13 protein-coding genes are annotated in these 16810 nt (G+C 59.5%); 11 read left to right on the forward strand and 2 right to left on the reverse strand.

Annotated elements, in window-relative coordinates; genetic code table 11:
- Positions 1 to 35: 35 nt before the first annotated feature.
- The gene (locus RYA97_RS00120) at positions 36 to 2255 is read right to left on the reverse strand and encodes a primosomal protein N' (protein ID WP_117140315.1); all 2220 of its coding nucleotides are present in this window, start codon (positions 2253 to 2255) and stop codon (positions 36 to 38) included.
- 169 nt (positions 2256 to 2424) lie between these two features.
- On the opposite strand from RYA97_RS00120, the gene rpmE reads away from it, so the two are divergent.
- The 3 genes from rpmE to RYA97_RS00135 all read left to right on the forward strand — a co-directional run bounded on the left by rpmE (position 2425) and on the right by RYA97_RS00135 (position 4915).
- A complete protein-coding gene (rpmE, locus tag RYA97_RS00125) occupies positions 2425 to 2646 on the forward strand; it encodes a 50S ribosomal protein L31 (protein WP_002551648.1) in 222 nt (73 codons plus the stop codon).
- A 13-nt stretch (positions 2647 to 2659) separates the two neighbouring features.
- Positions 2660 to 3463: a thermonuclease family protein gene (locus RYA97_RS00130; protein WP_005743119.1), complete on the forward strand. Its 804-nt coding sequence runs from the start codon at positions 2660 to 2662 to the stop codon at positions 3461 to 3463.
- A gap of 183 nt (positions 3464 to 3646) precedes the next feature.
- On the forward strand, positions 3647 to 4915 hold the full coding sequence (locus RYA97_RS00135; protein WP_011167463.1) for a malic enzyme-like NAD(P)-binding protein: 1269 nt from the start codon (positions 3647 to 3649) through the stop codon (positions 4913 to 4915).
- A 603-nt stretch (positions 4916 to 5518) separates the two neighbouring features.
- On the opposite strand, the gene RYA97_RS00140 is transcribed toward RYA97_RS00135, so the two are convergent.
- Entirely contained in the window at positions 5519 to 7960 is a 2442-nt protein-coding gene (locus tag RYA97_RS00140; RefSeq protein ID WP_371911680.1) for a penicillin-binding protein 1A, read from the reverse strand.
- Positions 7961 to 8169: 209 nt separating this feature from the next.
- Here RYA97_RS00140 and RYA97_RS00145 point away from each other — a divergent pair, with 209 nt between their 5' ends.
- The 8 genes from RYA97_RS00145 (at position 8170) to RYA97_RS00180 (ending at position 16502) form a co-directional block, all read left to right on the forward strand.
- A complete protein-coding gene (locus RYA97_RS00145; RefSeq protein ID WP_002551652.1) occupies positions 8170 to 9234 on the forward strand; it encodes a pilus assembly protein PilM in 1065 nt (354 codons plus the stop codon).
- The gene (locus tag RYA97_RS00150; protein WP_004654254.1) at positions 9234 to 9833 is read left to right on the forward strand and encodes a PilN domain-containing protein; all 600 of its coding nucleotides are present in this window, start codon (positions 9234 to 9236) and stop codon (positions 9831 to 9833) included. The genes RYA97_RS00145 and RYA97_RS00150 overlap by 1 nt, the downstream gene beginning before the upstream one ends.
- Entirely contained in the window at positions 9830 to 10453 is a 624-nt protein-coding gene (gene pilO, locus RYA97_RS00155; RefSeq protein ID WP_002551654.1) for a type 4a pilus biogenesis protein PilO, read from the forward strand. Before RYA97_RS00150 ends, pilO begins: the two co-directional genes overlap by 4 nt.
- Positions 10450 to 10977 (forward strand): type 4a pilus biogenesis lipoprotein PilP, encoded by a 528-nt coding sequence (pilP, locus tag RYA97_RS00160; RefSeq protein ID WP_002551655.1) that lies wholly within the window; start codon positions 10450 to 10452, stop codon positions 10975 to 10977. The genes pilO and pilP overlap by 4 nt, the downstream gene beginning before the upstream one ends.
- A 47-nt stretch (positions 10978 to 11024) precedes the next feature.
- Entirely contained in the window at positions 11025 to 13130 is a 2106-nt protein-coding gene (gene pilQ, locus RYA97_RS00165) for a type IV pilus secretin PilQ (protein WP_005743117.1), read from the forward strand.
- Positions 13131 to 13134: 4 nt separating this feature from the next.
- Positions 13135 to 13653 (forward strand): shikimate kinase AroK, encoded by a 519-nt coding sequence (gene aroK / locus RYA97_RS00170; RefSeq protein WP_002551657.1) that lies wholly within the window; start codon positions 13135 to 13137, stop codon positions 13651 to 13653.
- 115 nt (positions 13654 to 13768) lie between these two features.
- Positions 13769 to 14872 carry a 3-dehydroquinate synthase gene (gene aroB, locus RYA97_RS00175; RefSeq protein WP_002551658.1) on the forward strand — a complete coding sequence of 368 codons (1104 nt, stop codon included), beginning with the start codon at positions 13769 to 13771 and terminating at the stop codon, positions 14870 to 14872.
- Positions 14873 to 14882: 10 nt separating this feature from the next.
- A complete protein-coding gene (locus tag RYA97_RS00180) occupies positions 14883 to 16502 on the forward strand; it encodes an SPOR domain-containing protein (protein ID WP_005778690.1) in 1620 nt (539 codons plus the stop codon).
- Positions 16503 to 16810 lie beyond the last annotated feature (308 nt).

Genomic DNA, 16810 nt, shown 5'->3' on the forward strand with positions numbered 1-16810 from the left:
ATCCGTTGCTCAAGCGTGCTTGCCAACGGCGTGACTTAATAAAGATCCACCGGGTCCACATCCAGCGACCATCTGACCTGTCGTCCGCTGGGCATTTGCTCCAGCGCGAGCAGCCAGGTGGCAAGCAATTTGTGCAGTGGCGCGCGTGCGCTGGACTGTACCAGCAGCTGTGCCCGGTAACGCCCGGCGCGGCGTTCCATAGGTGCCGGAACCGGCCCCAGCAGCTCGATGCCGCCCAGGCCCATTTGCGCAACCAGTTGCTCGGCGTCACTGCAAGCCTGATCGAGAAAGGCTTCGGCCTGCCCCGGCTTGTGCGCTTCGGCGCGCAGCAGGGCGAGGTGTGAAAACGGCGGCAAGCCAGCCGAACGACGCTCGCTCAAGGCCTGCTCGGCGAAGGCGAAATAACCCTGCTCGGTCAGTTGGATCAGCAGTGGGTGATCGGCCAGATGAGTCTGGATGATCACCTTGCCCGGCTCTTCCGCGCGGCCGGCACGACCTGCAACCTGCACGATCAACTGCGCCATGCGCTCGCTGGCCCGGAAGTCACCGGAAAACAGCCCGCCGTCGGCATCCAGAATCGACACCAGCGTTACCCGTGGGAAGTGATGCCCTTTGGCGAGCATTTGCGTACCCACCAGAATGCAGGGCTGGCCGCGCTGGATGGTCGCGAATAACTGATTCATGGCGTCCTTGCGCGAGGTGCTGTCGCGATCCACGCGCAGCACGGGAAAGTCCGGAAACAGAATCGCCAGGCGCTCTTCGGCGCGTTCGGTGCCCGCGCCTACCGGGCGCAAATCCACCTTGCCGCAGGACGGGCACTGGCGCGGTACACGTTCGACATACCCGCAGTGATGGCAGCGCAGTTCGCCCGAGCGCTGGTGCACGGTCATGCGCGCATCACAGCGCTGGCAGCCAGACATCCAGCCGCAGTCGTGGCACAACAAGGTGGGTGCGAAGCCGCGACGGTTGAGGAAGACCAGCACCTGCTGACCTGCCGCAAGCGTCTGGCCGATGGCTTGCTGCATCGGCCCGGAAATGCCGCTGTCCAGTGGCCTGCTCTTGACGTCCAGGCGCATGAAACGCGGCTGTTGCGCACCGCCTGCACGCTGGTTCAGGCGTAACAGGCCGTAGCGGCCGGTGTAGGCGTTGTGCAGGCTTTCCAGCGAAGGCGTGGCCGAGCCGAGGACGATAGGGATGTTTTCCTGACGGGCTCGCACCAGGGCCAGATCACGGGCGTGATAGCGCAGACCTTCCTGCTGTTTATAGGAGCCGTCGTGTTCTTCGTCGATGATGATCAGGCCGGGGTTCTTCATCGGCGTGAACAGTGCCGAGCGCGTGCCGATAATAATGTCGGCTTCGCCATCGCGGGCTGCCAGCCAGGCATCCAGTCGTTCGCGGTCGTTGACTGCCGAATGCAGCAGCGCGATGCGGGCATTGAAGCGCTGTTCGAAACGCGCCAGGGTCTGCGGGCCGAGGTTGATTTCCGGAATCAGCACCAGCGCCTGTTTACCGGCCTCAAGCGTTTCGCGGATCAGTTGCAGATAGACTTCAGTCTTGCCACTGCCAGTGACACCAGCCAGCAAAAACGCATGAAAGCTGTCGAACCCGGCACGGATGGCTTCGTAAGCAGCGCGTTGCTCGGTGTTGAGCGGCAATTCAGGCTGGGCCAGCCAGTGTTCATGGCGTGCGCTGGGTGCGTGGCTGCGAACCTCGACATAAACCAGCTCCTTGGCCAGCAGCAGGTTGAGGCTGTCTTTATTAAGCATCAGCTTGCTCAGCAACTGATGCGCCACGCCATGCGGGTGCTGGGCGAGGGTGGTCAGCGCTTCGCGTTGCTTGGGCGCTCGCGCGATGCGCGGGTCGCCGACGCTGGCGCCCGGTGCAACGTGCCAGAAGCGTTCCTGGCGACTTTCGGCCAGTTCGCCCTGACGCAACAGCACCGGCAAGGCCCAGCTCAGCGTGTCGCCCAGGCTGTGCTGATAATACTGCGAGGTCCACAGGCACAGCTTGAACAGCGCGGACGGCAATGGCGCTTCGCTGTCGAGCAGGGCGATGGCCGGTTTGAGCTTGTCGGCAGGCACTTCGCTGTGATCGACCACTTCCACCAGAATGCCGATCATTTCCCGTCGCCCGAATGGCACCCGCAGACGCATGCCAGGCTGCAAGGCGCTACGCGACACGCCCGCAGGAGCGCGGTAGTCGAACAGTCGGCGAAGCGGCGAGGGCAGGGCAAGGCGCAGGATGGCGTCGGGCACGCGGTGTTTCCCTGTGATGATGAGTGATGACGGAGGCGCGATCTTAGCAGACGACCGGTGTGAAGGTTCGCTTGCGTCGTTGCAATTGTCTGGTACTATCCGCAGCCTATTTCCGTGCGGTATTCAACAATAGTGTTGGATGGCGGCGCGTTAGACCGAGGAAGTACCGATGAAAGCTGATATCCATCCAGTTTACGAAGCCATTGACGCTACCTGCAGCTGCGGCAATGTCATCAAGACCCGTTCCACCCTGGCCGCTCCGCTAAGCCTGGACGTGTGCAACGAGTGCCACCCGTTCTACACCGGCAAGCAGAAGACGCTTGACGTTGGCGGCCGTGTCGACAAGTTCAAATCCCGTTTCGGTGCGTTCGGCGCTACCAAAGCGAAGTAAGACTGGCTGCCCCATGGGCATCTCCAGGCTGCTTGAAAAGGCGCTCCTTGTGGGCGTCTTTTTTATGTCCGCGATTTGGGTGTCCGGCGCGCAGGCCTTCTGTCCGGCACCTGCCTCGTTGCCGGTTGCGCAGGTGCAGCGTGTGGTCGATGGCGACACGCTGCGCCTGAGTGATGGCCGCAGCGTGCGGATGATCGGGCTCAACACGCCTGAGACCGGCAAGAAAGGCCAGTCTGCCGAGCCGTTTGCCGAGGCTGCGAAAAGACGTTTGCAGGCACTGGTGGATGAAAGCGGCGGTCAGGTCGGTTTGCGTGTCGGCCAGCAGGGCAAGGACCATTACGGTCGTACTCTGGCCAACGTCTATGATCGCAAGGGTGCAAACCTTGAGGCGCAGTTGCTCAGCGAAGGGCTGGGGTATCTGGTGGCCGTTGCGCCCAACGTTGCGCTGGTCGATTGCCAGCAAGTTGCCGAACGTGCGGCGCGGCAGGCGCAATTGGGTGTGTGGCGCGACTCGCCGGTTCAGCCCTCGACCAGGCTGAGCAAAAGCGGCTTTGCGATTGTGTCCGGTCAGGTCAAGAGCGTGCAGCGCAATCGCGGCGGTATCTGGATCGAGTTGCAAGGCTCGCTGGTCCTGCGTGTTGCCCCGGCTAACGTGAACTCATTCGACACGGCAATGCTGGAGCGCCTCAAGGGCCGGCAGGTCGAGGCGCGCGGCTGGGTGGTCGATCGGTCCCGGCGCGGTGCTCTGAAATCAGGGCAGGCACGCTGGCTGCTGCCACTGACCCACCCCGCGATGCTGAGCCCGTCAGGTCGATAGATACTGCCTTTTGGCCAGTTGTCTGGTGATGGGTGGCCGGTTGTTCACGTTTCAGGCATCTAAGCGTAAAGTCTAATCCTGTGCCTATTGACAGCAGTGACTGGTCAGTCTTGTTAGGACTATGCATCTTGCGTATCCTCGGCGGTCCGTCTGTCCCACAGTAAAAAAAGCGGAATCCAATACATGTCAGATTTGAAAACTGCCGCGCTCGAATACCATGCCAATCCTCGTCCGGGGAAGCTGAGCGTCGAACTCACCAAGCCGACTGCAACCGCTCGTGACCTGGCTCTGGCCTACAGCCCTGGCGTTGCTGAACCCGTGCGTGAAATTGCCCGTGACCCCGAGCTGGCTTACAAGTACACCGGCAAAGGCAACCTGGTAGCAGTTATTTCCGATGGCACCGCTATTCTCGGCCTCGGCGATCTGGGCCCATTGGCCTCCAAGCCGGTCATGGAAGGTAAAGGGGTTCTGTTCAAGCGTTTCGCCGGTATCGACGTTTTCGATATCGAAGTCGATTCCGAAAGCCCGCAGGCGTTCATCGACACCGTAAAGCGTATCTCCATCACCTTCGGTGGTATCAATCTGGAAGACATCAAGGCACCTGAGTGCTTTGAAATCGAGAAAGCGCTGATCGAACAGTGCGACATCCCGGTTTTCCACGATGACCAGCACGGCACCGCTATCGTGACTGCTGCCGGCATGATCAACGCACTGGAAATTGTCGGTAAAACCCTCGATACCGCGAAGATCGTCTGCCTGGGCGCTGGCGCTGCAGCCATCTCCTGCATGAAGCTGCTGGTGAGCATGGGCGCGAAGATCGAAAACATCTTCATGGTCGATCGTACCGGCGTCATTCACTCCGGCCGTACCGACCTGAACCAGTACAAGGCTGTGTTCGCTCACGCGACCGAGAAACGCTCGCTGACCGATGCGCTGGATGGCGCTGACGTATTCGTGGGCCTGTCAGGTCCTAATCTGCTGAGCGCTGAAAACCTCAAGCTGATGGCCAAGGACCCGATCGTGTTCGCCTGCTCGAACCCGGACCCGGAGATCTCCCCGGAGCTGGCTCACGCCACCCGTAGCGATGTGATCATGGCGACCGGCCGTTCGGATTACCCGAACCAGGTCAACAACGTTCTGGGCTTCCCGTTCATCTTCCGCGGTGCTCTGGACGTTCGCGCCAAGCGTATCAACGAAGAAATGAAGATCGCTGCAGCCAACGCCCTGCGTGAACTGGCCAAACTGCCTGTTCCTCAGGAAGTCAGCGATGCCTACGGCGGCATCAAACTGGAATTCGGTCGTGAGTACATCATCCCGAAACCAATGGACACCCGCCTGCTGGGCTTGATCGCCGATGCAGTTGCCAAGGCAGCCATCGAGAGCGGTGTTGCCACCCTGCCGTATCCGAAGCACTACCCGCTGACCAGCGTGGATGATGTGTTCAAGGGCTGATCCTTGATGCAATAAAAAACCCCTGCAGCGATGCAGGGGTTTTTTTATGCCTGGAATTGAGATTATCGTTCCTCACGCGTCGGCGTGTGAATGCTCTGGGTGACGCTCTGCATCACAAATCTGCGCAGCGCCGCTGAATCAAAAGAGGACGCGGAGCGTCCAGAACGGCATGCGACGCGGAGCATCGCACGATAGTTGGGATTAACGGGATAGTTGGGATCATCGTTCCTCACGCTCCAGCGTGGGAATGCCTTGGGTGACGCTCTGCGTCATAAATCTGCGCCGCGCCGCTGAATCAAGAGCGGGCATGGAGCGTCCAGAACGGCATGCGACGCGGAGCGTCGCACGATAGCTGGGATTAACAGGATAGTTGGGATCATCATTCCTCACGCTCCCGCGTGGGAATGCCTTGGGTGACGCTCTGCGTCACAAATCTGCGCGGCACCGCTGAATCAAGAGCGGACGTGTAGCGTCCATAACGGCATGCGACGCAGAGCGTCGCACGATATTGGGATTAACGGGATAGTTAGGATCATCGTTCCTCACGCTCCAGCGTGGGAATGCCTTGGGTGACGCTCTGCGTCACCTACCTGCGCAGTGCTATCAGAACAAATCGATCGGTGCTGACTCATCCGCTGGCAACGGGCTGCCCGGTGCGCTGCTGCCGCCCAGTTCGTTGACGCTTGGCGGTGTGTCTTCGCTTTTGAACAGTTCGAAGAACGCGTTCGGCGTGCTGGGCGTGGCAGCGCGGCCGCTTAGTGGGTCTACGCGCAGGCTGAGGATGCCCGGCGGTTCTGCCTGCTGATGCGGTGGCTTGTCCTTGAGTGCAGCGCTCATGTAGTCCATCCAGATCGGCAGGGAGACCGTACCGCCAAATTCATGACGACCAAGGCTTTCAGGCTGATCGAAGCCGCTCCAGACAGTTGTCACATAGTCCGCGTTGTAACCGGAGAACCACGCATCCTTGGAATCGTTGGTCGTACCGGTCTTGCCGGCGATATCCGGCCTGTTCATCGACAGAGCGCGCCGCCCGGTGCCGCGCTTGATTACGTCCTGCAGCATGCTGTTCAGAATGTAGGTCGTGCGGCCATCCACAACTCGCTCTGCAACGGCGGGCGCTTGCGGCTGGGCCGGTGTCCCTGGTGGGCCTGCGATCACGCTCGGGCTGTCATGCACGGCAAAGGTCGACGTGTTGGGCGCAGTATTGACGTCGTTGGCCGGAACGCTTGGCGGATTGGCCACAAACAGGGTCTGCCCGTCACGGTTCTCGATGGTCTGGATCAGATAAGGACTGACCTTGTAACCGCCATTGGCAAAGGTGGCCCAGCCGGTGGCGATTTCCATCGGGGTCAATGTAGCCGTGCCCAGTGCCAGCGACAGGTTGCGCGGCAAGTCTTGCTTGGAGAAGCCAAAGCGGGTGATGTAGTCGATGGTGCTGTCGATACCGAGGGCCTGGAGCAGGCGGATCGAGACCAGGTTGCGAGACTTGTACAGCGCCTCGCGCAGGCGGATCGGCCCAAGGAAGGTGTTGGTGTCATTTTTCGGACGCCATACCTTGTCCAGATACTCGTCGACAAACACGATAGGTGCGTCGTTCACCAGACTGGAGGCGGTGTAGCCATTATCCAGTGCAGCGCTGTAGATGAACGGTTTGAAGCTGGAGCCCGGCTGACGCTTGGCCTGCATGGCGCGGTTGTAGTTGCTCTGCTCGAAAGCGAAGCCGCCGACCAGTGCACGAATGGCGCCGTTTTGCGGGTCAAGCGAGACCAGGGCGCTCTGCGCGACGGGAATTTGACTGAATTTCAGCGAACCGTCGTCCTGGCGCAACAGCCGAACAAGGTCGCCCACCTTCGCAACATCGCCTGGCTGCTTCGGATTCGCGCCCAGGCTGTTGGTATTCAGGTAAGGACGCGCCCACTTCATGGTGGCCCAGTCGACGGTTTCTTCCTTCTCGCCGTTGCGGGTCAGAACGCGTAGACCGGTCTTGTCGACCTGCGTCACGATGCCGGGCTCGAGGCCATTGATCATGCGTTGTTTGGTCAGTTCCTGTACCCAGTTGGCGCGCGTCATGCCCGGGAAGCGGCTTTCCGGGCCGCGATAGCCGTGGCGCTGGTCGTAATCGATCAGGCCCTGCTGGATGGACTTGTTGGCGTGTTCCTGAAGGTCGCTCGGCACCGTGGTAGTGACGCGGAAGCCCTCTGTATAGGCCTCGCTGCCGTAACGGCCGACCATTTCGGCGCGCGCCATTTCAGCAATGTACGGCGCGTTCACTTCCGGCGTCGGCACGTGATAACTGGCGTTGAGCGGCTCATTCAAAGCGGCCTGGTAAGCGGTCTGGTCAATCTTGCCCAGGCGATACATGCGGCCCAGGATCCAGTCGCGGCGTTCCTTGGCGCGGGTCGGGTTGGCCAGCGGGTTGAAGCGTGACGGCGCCTTGGGTAGACCGGCAATCATGGCCATTTGCGCAAGGCTTACATCGCGAATCGATTTGCCATAGTAGACTTGCGCCGCGGCTTCGATTCCGTAGGCGCGGTTACCCAGATAAATCTTGTTGACGTACAGCTCGAGAATCTCGTCTTTGGTAAGTTGGCGCTCGATTTGCAAGGCCAACAGAATCTCGGTGGTTTTGCGTGAAAAGCTTCTTTCGCTGGTCAGGAAGAAGTTTTTCGCGACCTGCATGGTGATGGTACTGCCGCCTGACTGAATATGGCCGCTTTTTACCAGTTGTGTGGCAGCACGCATCAGGCTGCTCGGGTCGACGCCATAGTGGTTGGCGAAGTTGTCGTCTTCGGCCGATAGCAGGGCGTTGATGAAATTGGGTGGAATTTCCGCGAAGCGAATCGGCGTGCGGCGCATCTCGCCAAACTCGGCAATCAGCTTGCCGTCGCTGCTGAATACGCGCAGGGGGATTTGCAGTTGAATGCTTCGCAGCGCTTCAACCGATGGCAGGGTCGGGCTCAGGTAGAGAAACGCGCCACTCAGGCCAAGCAACAGCGAGCAGAATACCGCGACGAGGGACCACCAGAAAAACTTCAGCAGGCGTATCAAGGCTTTTGGATTTCCAGAAAAAATAATGGGTTAAGCGCAGGCATTTACAAATGAACACGCCTTGAAGCTTTCTTAAATGAAAAAATCGCTGGGCATTATAAGCATTTTTCGTCCACGAGCGTGATTTGCGCTACTGTCAAGGCTGTCGACAGTGACGTTGGCCCGAAATAACTCCGTAAGTGGCGGAAACTCATAGGAATCAGGTTGTGTTCGAACTCTTCAGTAAGAAGGCCAACACCCTTCTAGGGATCGATATTAGCTCCACCTCGGTAAAACTCCTGGAATTGAGTCGTTCCGGCACTCGTTACAAGGTCGAGTCTTACGCAGTCGAGCCGTTGCCGGCCAACGCTGTCGTCGAAAAGAATATTGCCGAGCTCGAAGGGGTTGGTCAGGCGCTGTCTCGCGTGCTCGCCAAGGCCAAGACCAGCGTCAAGATCGTGGCGGTCGCCGTAGCCGGTTCCGCCGTGATCACCAAGACGATTGAAATGGACGCCGGTCTTTCCGACGACGACATGGAAAACCAGCTCAAGCTTGAGGCTGACCAGTACATCCCTTATCCGCTGGAAGAAGTCGCCATCGATTTCGAAGTGCAGGGCTACTCGGTGCGCAATCCCGAACGCGTCGAAGTATTGCTGGCTGCCTGCCGCAAAGAGAACGTCGAAGTGCGTGAGGCGGCGCTGGCTCTGGCCGGGCTGACTGCGCGCGTGGTGGACGTCGAGGCCTATGCCCTGGAGCGCTCGTTCGGCCTGCTGGCTGCGCAACTGGGTAACGGTCATGACGAGCTTACCGTGGCGGTGGTCGATATCGGTGCCACCATGACCACCCTCAGCGTGCTGCATCATGGCCGGATCATCTATACCCGCGAGCAACTGTTTGGTGGCCGCCAGCTGACTGACGAAATCCAGCGCCGCTATGGGCTTTCCATGGAGGAGGCCGGGCTTGCCAAGAAGCAGGGCGGGTTGCCCGACGACTATGTCAGCGAGGTGCTGGACCCCTTCAAGGATGCGTTGGTGCAGCAGGTCTCCCGTTCTTTGCAGTTCTTCTTTGCGGCCGGTCAATACAACTCCGTGGATCACATCATGCTGGCAGGCGGCACGGCTTCGATTTCAGGGCTGGAGCATTTGATTCAACGACGCATTGGCACCCCGACGATGGTCGCCAACCCGTTTGCCGACATGGCCCTGAGCTCCAAGGTCAATGCCGGGGCGCTGGCCAGTGACGCTCCCGCGTTGATGATCGCGTGCGGTCTGGCGTTGAGGAGCTTCGACTGATGGCGCGGATCAACTTATTACCGTGGCGCGAAGAGCTTCGCGAAGAACGTAAAAAGCGCTTCCTGACCGCGCTGGTCGGCGTGTTGGTGGTGTCAGTCGGTATTCTGTTTCTGATTGATCGTTACGTCAGCAACGCCATTGAGCATCAGATGGCGCGCAACGCGTTTGTGCAGACGCAGATCGCTCAGCTCGATATACGCATCAAGGAGATCAGCGACCTGAAGGCGCGTCGCAAACAGTTACTTGAGCGCATGAAGATCATTCAGGACCTGCAAGGCAACCGCCCGATCACGGGGCGTGTATTCGATCAACTGGCGCGCACTCTTCCGGATGGCGTTTATTTCTCGCAGGTCAAAATGACCGACAAGCTGATTGCCATCAGTGGCGCTGCCGAATCGAATAACCGGGTTTCCGACCTGATGCGCAACCTTGAAGCCTCTGACTGGCTGGAAGCGCCGAGCCTGACTGAAGTGAAGGCCACGACTGCAGGGGCTGTGGATCAGGCCAACGTCTTTCAGTTGACAGTGCGTCAGACCCAGCCGCCGGTTGCCGCGGCTGCACCCGCTGCAACCACGCCCGCTACAGGAGCCAAGCCATGAATATGTCTGAATGGCTGGAAGGGCTTCGCAAGGTTGACCTGAGCGAGCTGGACCTGAACAACCTGGGTTCCTGGCCAGCAGCGGTCAAGGCCATTGCCGGCGTGCTGGTCGCGGTACTGATTTTCGCACTGGGCTACTTCTTCTTTATTCAGGACCTGGAGACCCAGCTGGAAAGCGCACAGAACAGTGAAGTGACGCTCAAGGAGCAGTTTTCCAACAAGGCCTTCCAGGCTGCCAACCTTGAGCCTTACAAGAAGCAGATGGAAGAAATGGAAAACACCTTCGGTGCTCTGCTGCGGCAATTGCCCAGCGACACCGAAGTGCCTGGCTTGCTTGAGGATATAACCCGGACCGGACTGGGAAGCGGGCTTGAGTTCGAGGAAATCAAACTGCTGCCCGAGGCGGTTCAGCAGTTCTACATCGAGCTGCCGATACAGATCACGGTAGTCGGTGGTTATCACGACCTGGCAACCTTCGTCAGCGGTGTCGCCAGCCTGCCGCGCATCGTCACGCTGCATGATTTCGAGATCAAACCGGTCGATCCGAAGGTGCCGACCAAGTTGCGCATGAGCATTCTGGCCAAGACCTACCGCTACAACGATGAAGGGCTGAAGAAATGAGGGCGGCGCGATTGCTGTGCGTCAGTGTGGTTATGACAGGGTTGGCCGGTTGCGGTAATGACAATGATTTTGCCGACCTGTCGGCGTTCATGGATCAGGCCAGAGCGCGCCCGAGCGGCACTATCGAGGCCCTGCCGAAGTTTCGTCCGTATGAAGCGTTCACCTACAACGCCTCTACGCTGCGCAGTCCTTTTCAGCCGCCGGTCAAGATCGACCTGCTCAACCGCCAGAAGGGCTCGCGGCTGGTAGCACCGGACGAGCACCGGGTCAGGCAGTTCCTGGAAGGGTTCAATATCGAGTCGTTCGAGATGGTCGGCACGATTGGCAACGAGTCAGGGACATTTGCCCTGTTGCGCGGTGCGGGAGGCGTTCATCGCGTCAAGGTGGGAGATTACCTGGGCCGTAACAACGGCCGGGTAGTGTCAATCGGTGATGCGCAGGTAGATGTCATTGAAATTGTTCCTGATGGAGAGGGGGCCTGGCTGGAAAGGCCGCGCACTATCGCCCTCAAAGAACGCTCATGAAGTGGGCAAGGCCAAGTATGCACAGTAGCGCTCAACGGAAATTGATCATGACCCGGATTTTCTCGATTATCGGCGTGTCGTTATGCATCGCGATGCTTTCGCCGGTTCTCCAGGCTGCCAACCTCAAGACCCTGGATGTCGCCGCCCTGCCGGGTGATCGCATCGAGCTCAAGCTGGCATTCGACTCGCCGGTGCCTGCGCCGCGCGGTTACACCACGGCGCAACCTGCGCGTATTGCGCTGGACCTGCCGGGCGTGACCAGTCAGTTGGCGACCAAAAGCCGTGAACTCGGTAACGGTAACGCACGCAGCGTGGTCGTTGTACAGGCTCAGGACCGCACGCGGGTAATCATTAACCTGACCACGCTTTCGCCCTACAGCTCCCGCGTCGACGGTAACAACCTTTACGTGGTTATCGGTCAGGGCGCAGCCGCTGCGCAGGCTTCCCAGCCAACCACCGCGATGGGCGCGCAACGGGTAGCGGTGCCGCCACCCACTCCGGCATCTGCCAAACCGTTTATCCCTGCGGGCGTCAAGGCCATCAGGAATGTCGATTTCCAGCGCGGCGAGCTGGGTGAAGGCAATGTGATCATAGACTTGAGCAACCCCGGCATTGCCCCGGATATTCAGGAGCAGGGCGGCAAGATCCGTGTCGACTTCGCCAAGACCCAACTGCCCGAACCGCTGCGCGTGCGGCTGGACGTCAAGGACTTCGCCACGCCGGTGCAGTTTGTCAGTGCGTCGGCTACGGGCGACAAGGCCAGTATCCTGATCGAGCCGTCGGGTGCCTTCGACTACTCGGCGTTTCAGACCGAAAACAAGCTGACCATCAGTGTGCGGCCGTTGACCAATGAGGATCTGGACCGCCGCGCCGCTGACAAACCGGTGTACACCGGTGAAAAGCTGTCGCTGAACTTCCAGGACATCGACGTACGCTCGGTGCTGCAACTGATTGCCGACTTCACCAACCTCAATCTGGTAGCCAGCGACACGGTTCAGGGCGGTATTACTCTGCGTCTGCAGAACGTGCCATGGGATCAGGCGCTGGACCTGGTGCTGAAAACCAAGGGCCTGGACAAGCGCAAGGTCGGCAGCGTTCTGCTGGTCGCGCCCGCCGATGAAATTGCTGCCCGCGAGCGTCAGGAGCTTGAATCGCTCAAGCAGATCGCCGAGCTGGCGCCCCTGCGTCGTGAATTGTTGCAGGTCAATTACGCCAAGGCTGCCGATATCGCCAAGCTGTTCCAGTCGGTGACCAGCGCCGAGTCCAAGACCGACGAGCGTGGCTCGATCACTGTGGACGACCGGACCAACAACATCATTGCCTATCAAACCCAGGACCGGCTCGACGAACTGCGTCGCATCGTCTCGCAACTGGACATTCCGGTGCGTCAGGTGATGATCGAGGCGCGCATCGTCGAGGCCAACGTCGATTACAACAAGCAACTGGGTGTGCGCTGGGGCGGCTCGACCAACACCAGCGGCAATGGAAAATGGACAACCTATGGCCTTGATAATAATGGCGATGAGGCAGGTAACACTGGCAGCAACGTGACCTCCAACGTGCCGTTTGTCGATATGGGCGCATCTGGCGCAACCTCCGGCATTGGCCTGGGCTTCGTCACCAACAATACGTTACTGGACCTTGAGCTGAGCGCGATGGAGAAGACCGGTAACGGTGAAATCGTCTCCCAGCCCAAGGTAGTCACTTCCGACAAGGAAACCGCCAAGATCCTCAAGGGCACCGAGATCCCGTATCAGGAATCCAGCTCCAGCGGTGCAACCACGGTGAGCTTCAAGGAAGCCTCGCTGTCGCTTGAGGTAACGCCGCAGATCACGCCGGACAACCGCATCATCATGGAGGTCAAGGTCACCAAGGATGAGCCGGACTACCTGAATGCGGTGCTTGGTGTACCACCCATCAAGAAAAACGAGGTCAACGCCAAAGTGCTGATTTCCGATGGCGAAACCATCGTCATTGGTGGTGTGTTCTCAAATACGCAAAGTAAAGTTGTCGATAAAGTGCCATTTCTTGGCGATGTACCGTATCTTGGCCGGCTTTTCAGGCGCGATGTGGTATCCGAGTCCAAATCCGAGCTGTTGGTATTTTTGACTCCGCGTATCATGAACAACCAGGCGATTTCTGTGAGTCGTTGATTTTGTGCGAAATTTAATACTTGTGGGGCCGATGGGTGCTGGCAAAAGCACCATCGGCCGTTTGCTTGCCAAAGAGTTGCGACTGCCGTTCAAGGATTCCGACAAGGAAATCGAGTTGCGCACGGGCGCCAATATCCCGTGGATCTTCGACAAGGAAGGCGAGCCGGGTTTCCGTGAGCGCGAGCAGGCCATGATTGCCGAGCTGTGCGAAGCCGATGGCCTGGTTCTGGCCACCGGTGGCGGTGCGGTCATGCGCGGTGAAAACCGTCAGGCGTTGCGTGCCGGTGGGCGCGTGGTGTATCTGCATGCTTCCATAGAACAGCAGGTCGGGCGCACCGCGCGTGACCGAAATCGTCCTTTGTTGCGTACCGCTGATCCGGCCCGGGTGCTCAGTGAATTGCTGGCTATCCGCGACCCGCTTTATCGGGAAATCGCCGACGTGGTGATTGAAACCGATGAGCGGCCACCCCGAATGGTGGTTCTCGAGATATTGGCGCGCCTTGCAGAGCTTCCTCCCCGTTAAAGCGCAGGCGAAAATGCGCTATTCTCGTCGACCAGCAAAACAGCGACGGTGCATGGCCTTGCGTCATGACCTGCTGAAGCACAAACCGTCCAACCGGTAATCAATGTGGGGACACATGCAGACACTTAAGGTCGAGCTTGGTGAGCGTAGCTACCCGATCCATATTGGCGAAGGCCTGCTGGATCAGCCAGAGCTCCTGACCCCGCATATCGTCGGGCGTCAGGTGGCTATCGTTTCCAACACGACAGTGGCACCGCTGTATCTGGAGCGTCTGACGCAGACCCTGGCCGGTTACAACGTTCTTCCGATTGTTCTGCCCGATGGCGAGGCGTTCAAGAACTGGGAAACCCTGCAGACCATTTTCGATGGCCTGCTGACCGCTCGTCATGATCGCCGCACCACGGTCATCGCCCTGGGTGGCGGTGTGATTGGCGACATGGCCGGGTTCGCTGCCGCCTGTTATCAGCGCGGCGTAAATTTCATCCAGATCCCCACCACGTTGCTGTCCCAAGTGGACTCCTCGGTGGGCGGCAAGACCGGCATCAATCATCCGCTGGGCAAGAACATGGTGGGGGCCTTCTATCAGCCAAGCGTCGTGCTGATCGATACCACCTCGCTCAATACCCTGCCCGAGCGTGAGCTGTCCGCCGGGCTGGCAGAGGTCATCAAGTACGGCCTGATCTGCGACGAGCCGTTTCTGACCTGGCTTGAAGAGCACGTCGACGCGCTGCGCGGACTGGATCAGGCGGCGCTGACCGTGGCCATCGAACGCTCCTGTGCAGCCAAGGCGCTGGTGGTCGGCGCCGACGAGCGTGAGTCCGGTGTCCGCGCCACATTGAACCTGGGTCACACATTCGGTCACGCCATCGAGACGCATATGGGCTATGGTGTCTGGCTGCATGGCGAGGCAGTAGCTGCCGGTACGGTCATGGCGCTGGAAATGTCCTCGCGTCTGGGCTGGATCAGCACGCAGGATCGGGATCGCGGTATTCGCCTGTTTCAGCGCGCCGGGCTGCCTGTGGTGCCACCACAGGACATGACGGAAGACAATTTCCTCGAACACATGGCGATCGACAAGAAAGTCATCGACGGTCGCTTGCGTCTGGTGCTGTTGCGCCAGATGGGTGAAGCGGTTATCACGGACGATTATCCAAAAGAAGTATTACAGGCCACTCTGGTTGCGGACTATCGCGCCCTGGTGGATCAGCTTAGAGGTTAACGGAAAACCCATGACTAGTTTGCATGCCGACGAGGCCTTCCTCGGCCATTATCAGTTGAGTCATGACCCCTTTGCAGCGCGGGTACCTGGCTTCAAATTCTTTCCTGCCCAGCGCAAGCCTGTACTGGGTCAGCTTCATCATCTGGCGCGTTACAGCCAGTTGTTGCTGGCAGTGACCGGGCCGCAGGGCAGCGGCAAGACCCTGCTGCGTCAGGCGCTGGTAGCAAGCACCAACAAGCAGTCGGTGCAAAGCGTTGTGGTTTCTGCACGCGGCGCTGGCGATGCGGCAGGTGTGCTGCAGCAGGTTGCCCAGGCGCTGAGCGTTGCCCAGGCTGAAATGCAGGCGATCCTGTCGCAGGTCGTGCAGCTCGGGCTGACCGGCCAGGAAGTCTACTTGCTGGTTGACGACGCGGAACAACTGGGCGATTCGGCGCTCGAAGCGTTGCTGGGTCTTGCTGCGGGAACGCCTGAAGGGCGTCCGCATGTATTCCTGTTCGGAGAGCCATCGCTGCTCGATCGTCTCGATCAGATGTGTGCCGACCTGCAGGGCGATGTCGAAGGCGAACGCTTTCACGTCATCGAGCTGCAACCCTATACGGAAGAGGAAACCCGAGAGTATCTGGCTCAGCGTCTGGAGGGTGCAGGGCAAGGAATCGCGTTGTTCACTGCCGACCAGATCACCGATATTCATGAACAGTCCGATGGCTGGCCTGGGGCAATCAACCAGGTAGCCCGCGATTCAATGATCGAGGCGATGATCGCGAGTCGTTCCGCGGTCAAGCGTCCAAGTGTGGGGTTCAACATGCCGAAAAAACACGTATTGGCCTTGGGTGCCGTCGTCATAGTGGCCGTGGCAGCAGCAGTGCTGATCCCGGGTCGCGGTGACAAAACGGGCACGCCAGCCAATGCCCCTGCTTCTGCTCAGGCGCAATTGCCGCTGGGCGAGGGCAAGCCAACTGCTCAGCAATCGAACAACGGTAGCCCGGCCATCGAGTTCGCGGGCAATTCCCAGCCGATGCCGCTGCCGATGAATGGCAACTCGCAACCGGTGATGCGCGGCCCGCTGGCAGAAGCGGCCGGGTCGAGTGATTCCGACGAAGACGCGGTTCCGACAGGTTCGCCTGCCCAGCCGCCGACCGTGACCACCACTGCGCCGCCTGCGGGCGTGCCTGCCGGTCAGGCTGCTGCCCAGACGCCACGCTCGTCTATTCCTGCCCCAGCCGCCAAGCCAGCGCCAGCGCCTGCACCTGCGCCTGCTCAGGTCGCCACAGCCAAGCCAGCTCCGGCCCCGGCTGCCAAGCCTGCGGAAAAACCTGCGCCAGCAGCCGCCAAACCGGCTGCCGGTAGCAATTGGTACAGCAGTCAGGCGCCAGGCCATTATGTGGTACAGATTCTGGGCACCAGCTCCGAAGCGACCGCTCAGGCCTACATCGCAGAGCAAGGTGGCGAGTACCGTTATTTCAAGAAAACCCTGCAGGGCAAGCCGCTGTACGTCATCACGTATGGCAACTTTCCTGACCGTGCTGCCGCCCTGGCAGCCATCAAGGTATTGCCAGCCAAGGTTCAGGCTGGTAAACCTTGGCCCCGTACTGTCGCCAGCGTCCAACAAGAGCTTGGTGCCAGTCGCTGAAGTCGCAGCGGCCTTATCCGGGCCGCTTCACCCAGCCAGCCTGACTTAACCCGCAAAGCGCGCCACCTGATTGGTGCGCGCCTTGCGGCGTCTGCGTTACAAGCGCTTTACAGTCTCCCGTCGCGTCAGTCAGATACTTGAAGAAATGCTTTGACTAGCACAGCGACCCGTTTTAAAACTTTCATAATTGCGACATTGATTATCAACCAGTCGTCGTTAAATTTGTTAGCCCTTGTGTCGCTGTGTACAATGACCTCCGTTTTGCCTGTCCGAAGCTGGCGTACGTTCGGCGTGACAGGTAATTGGTT

This window comes from Pseudomonas syringae group sp. 26L6, from assembly GCF_032587815.1.
GTDB lineage: Bacteria > Pseudomonadota > Gammaproteobacteria > Pseudomonadales > Pseudomonadaceae > Aquipseudomonas > Aquipseudomonas amygdali.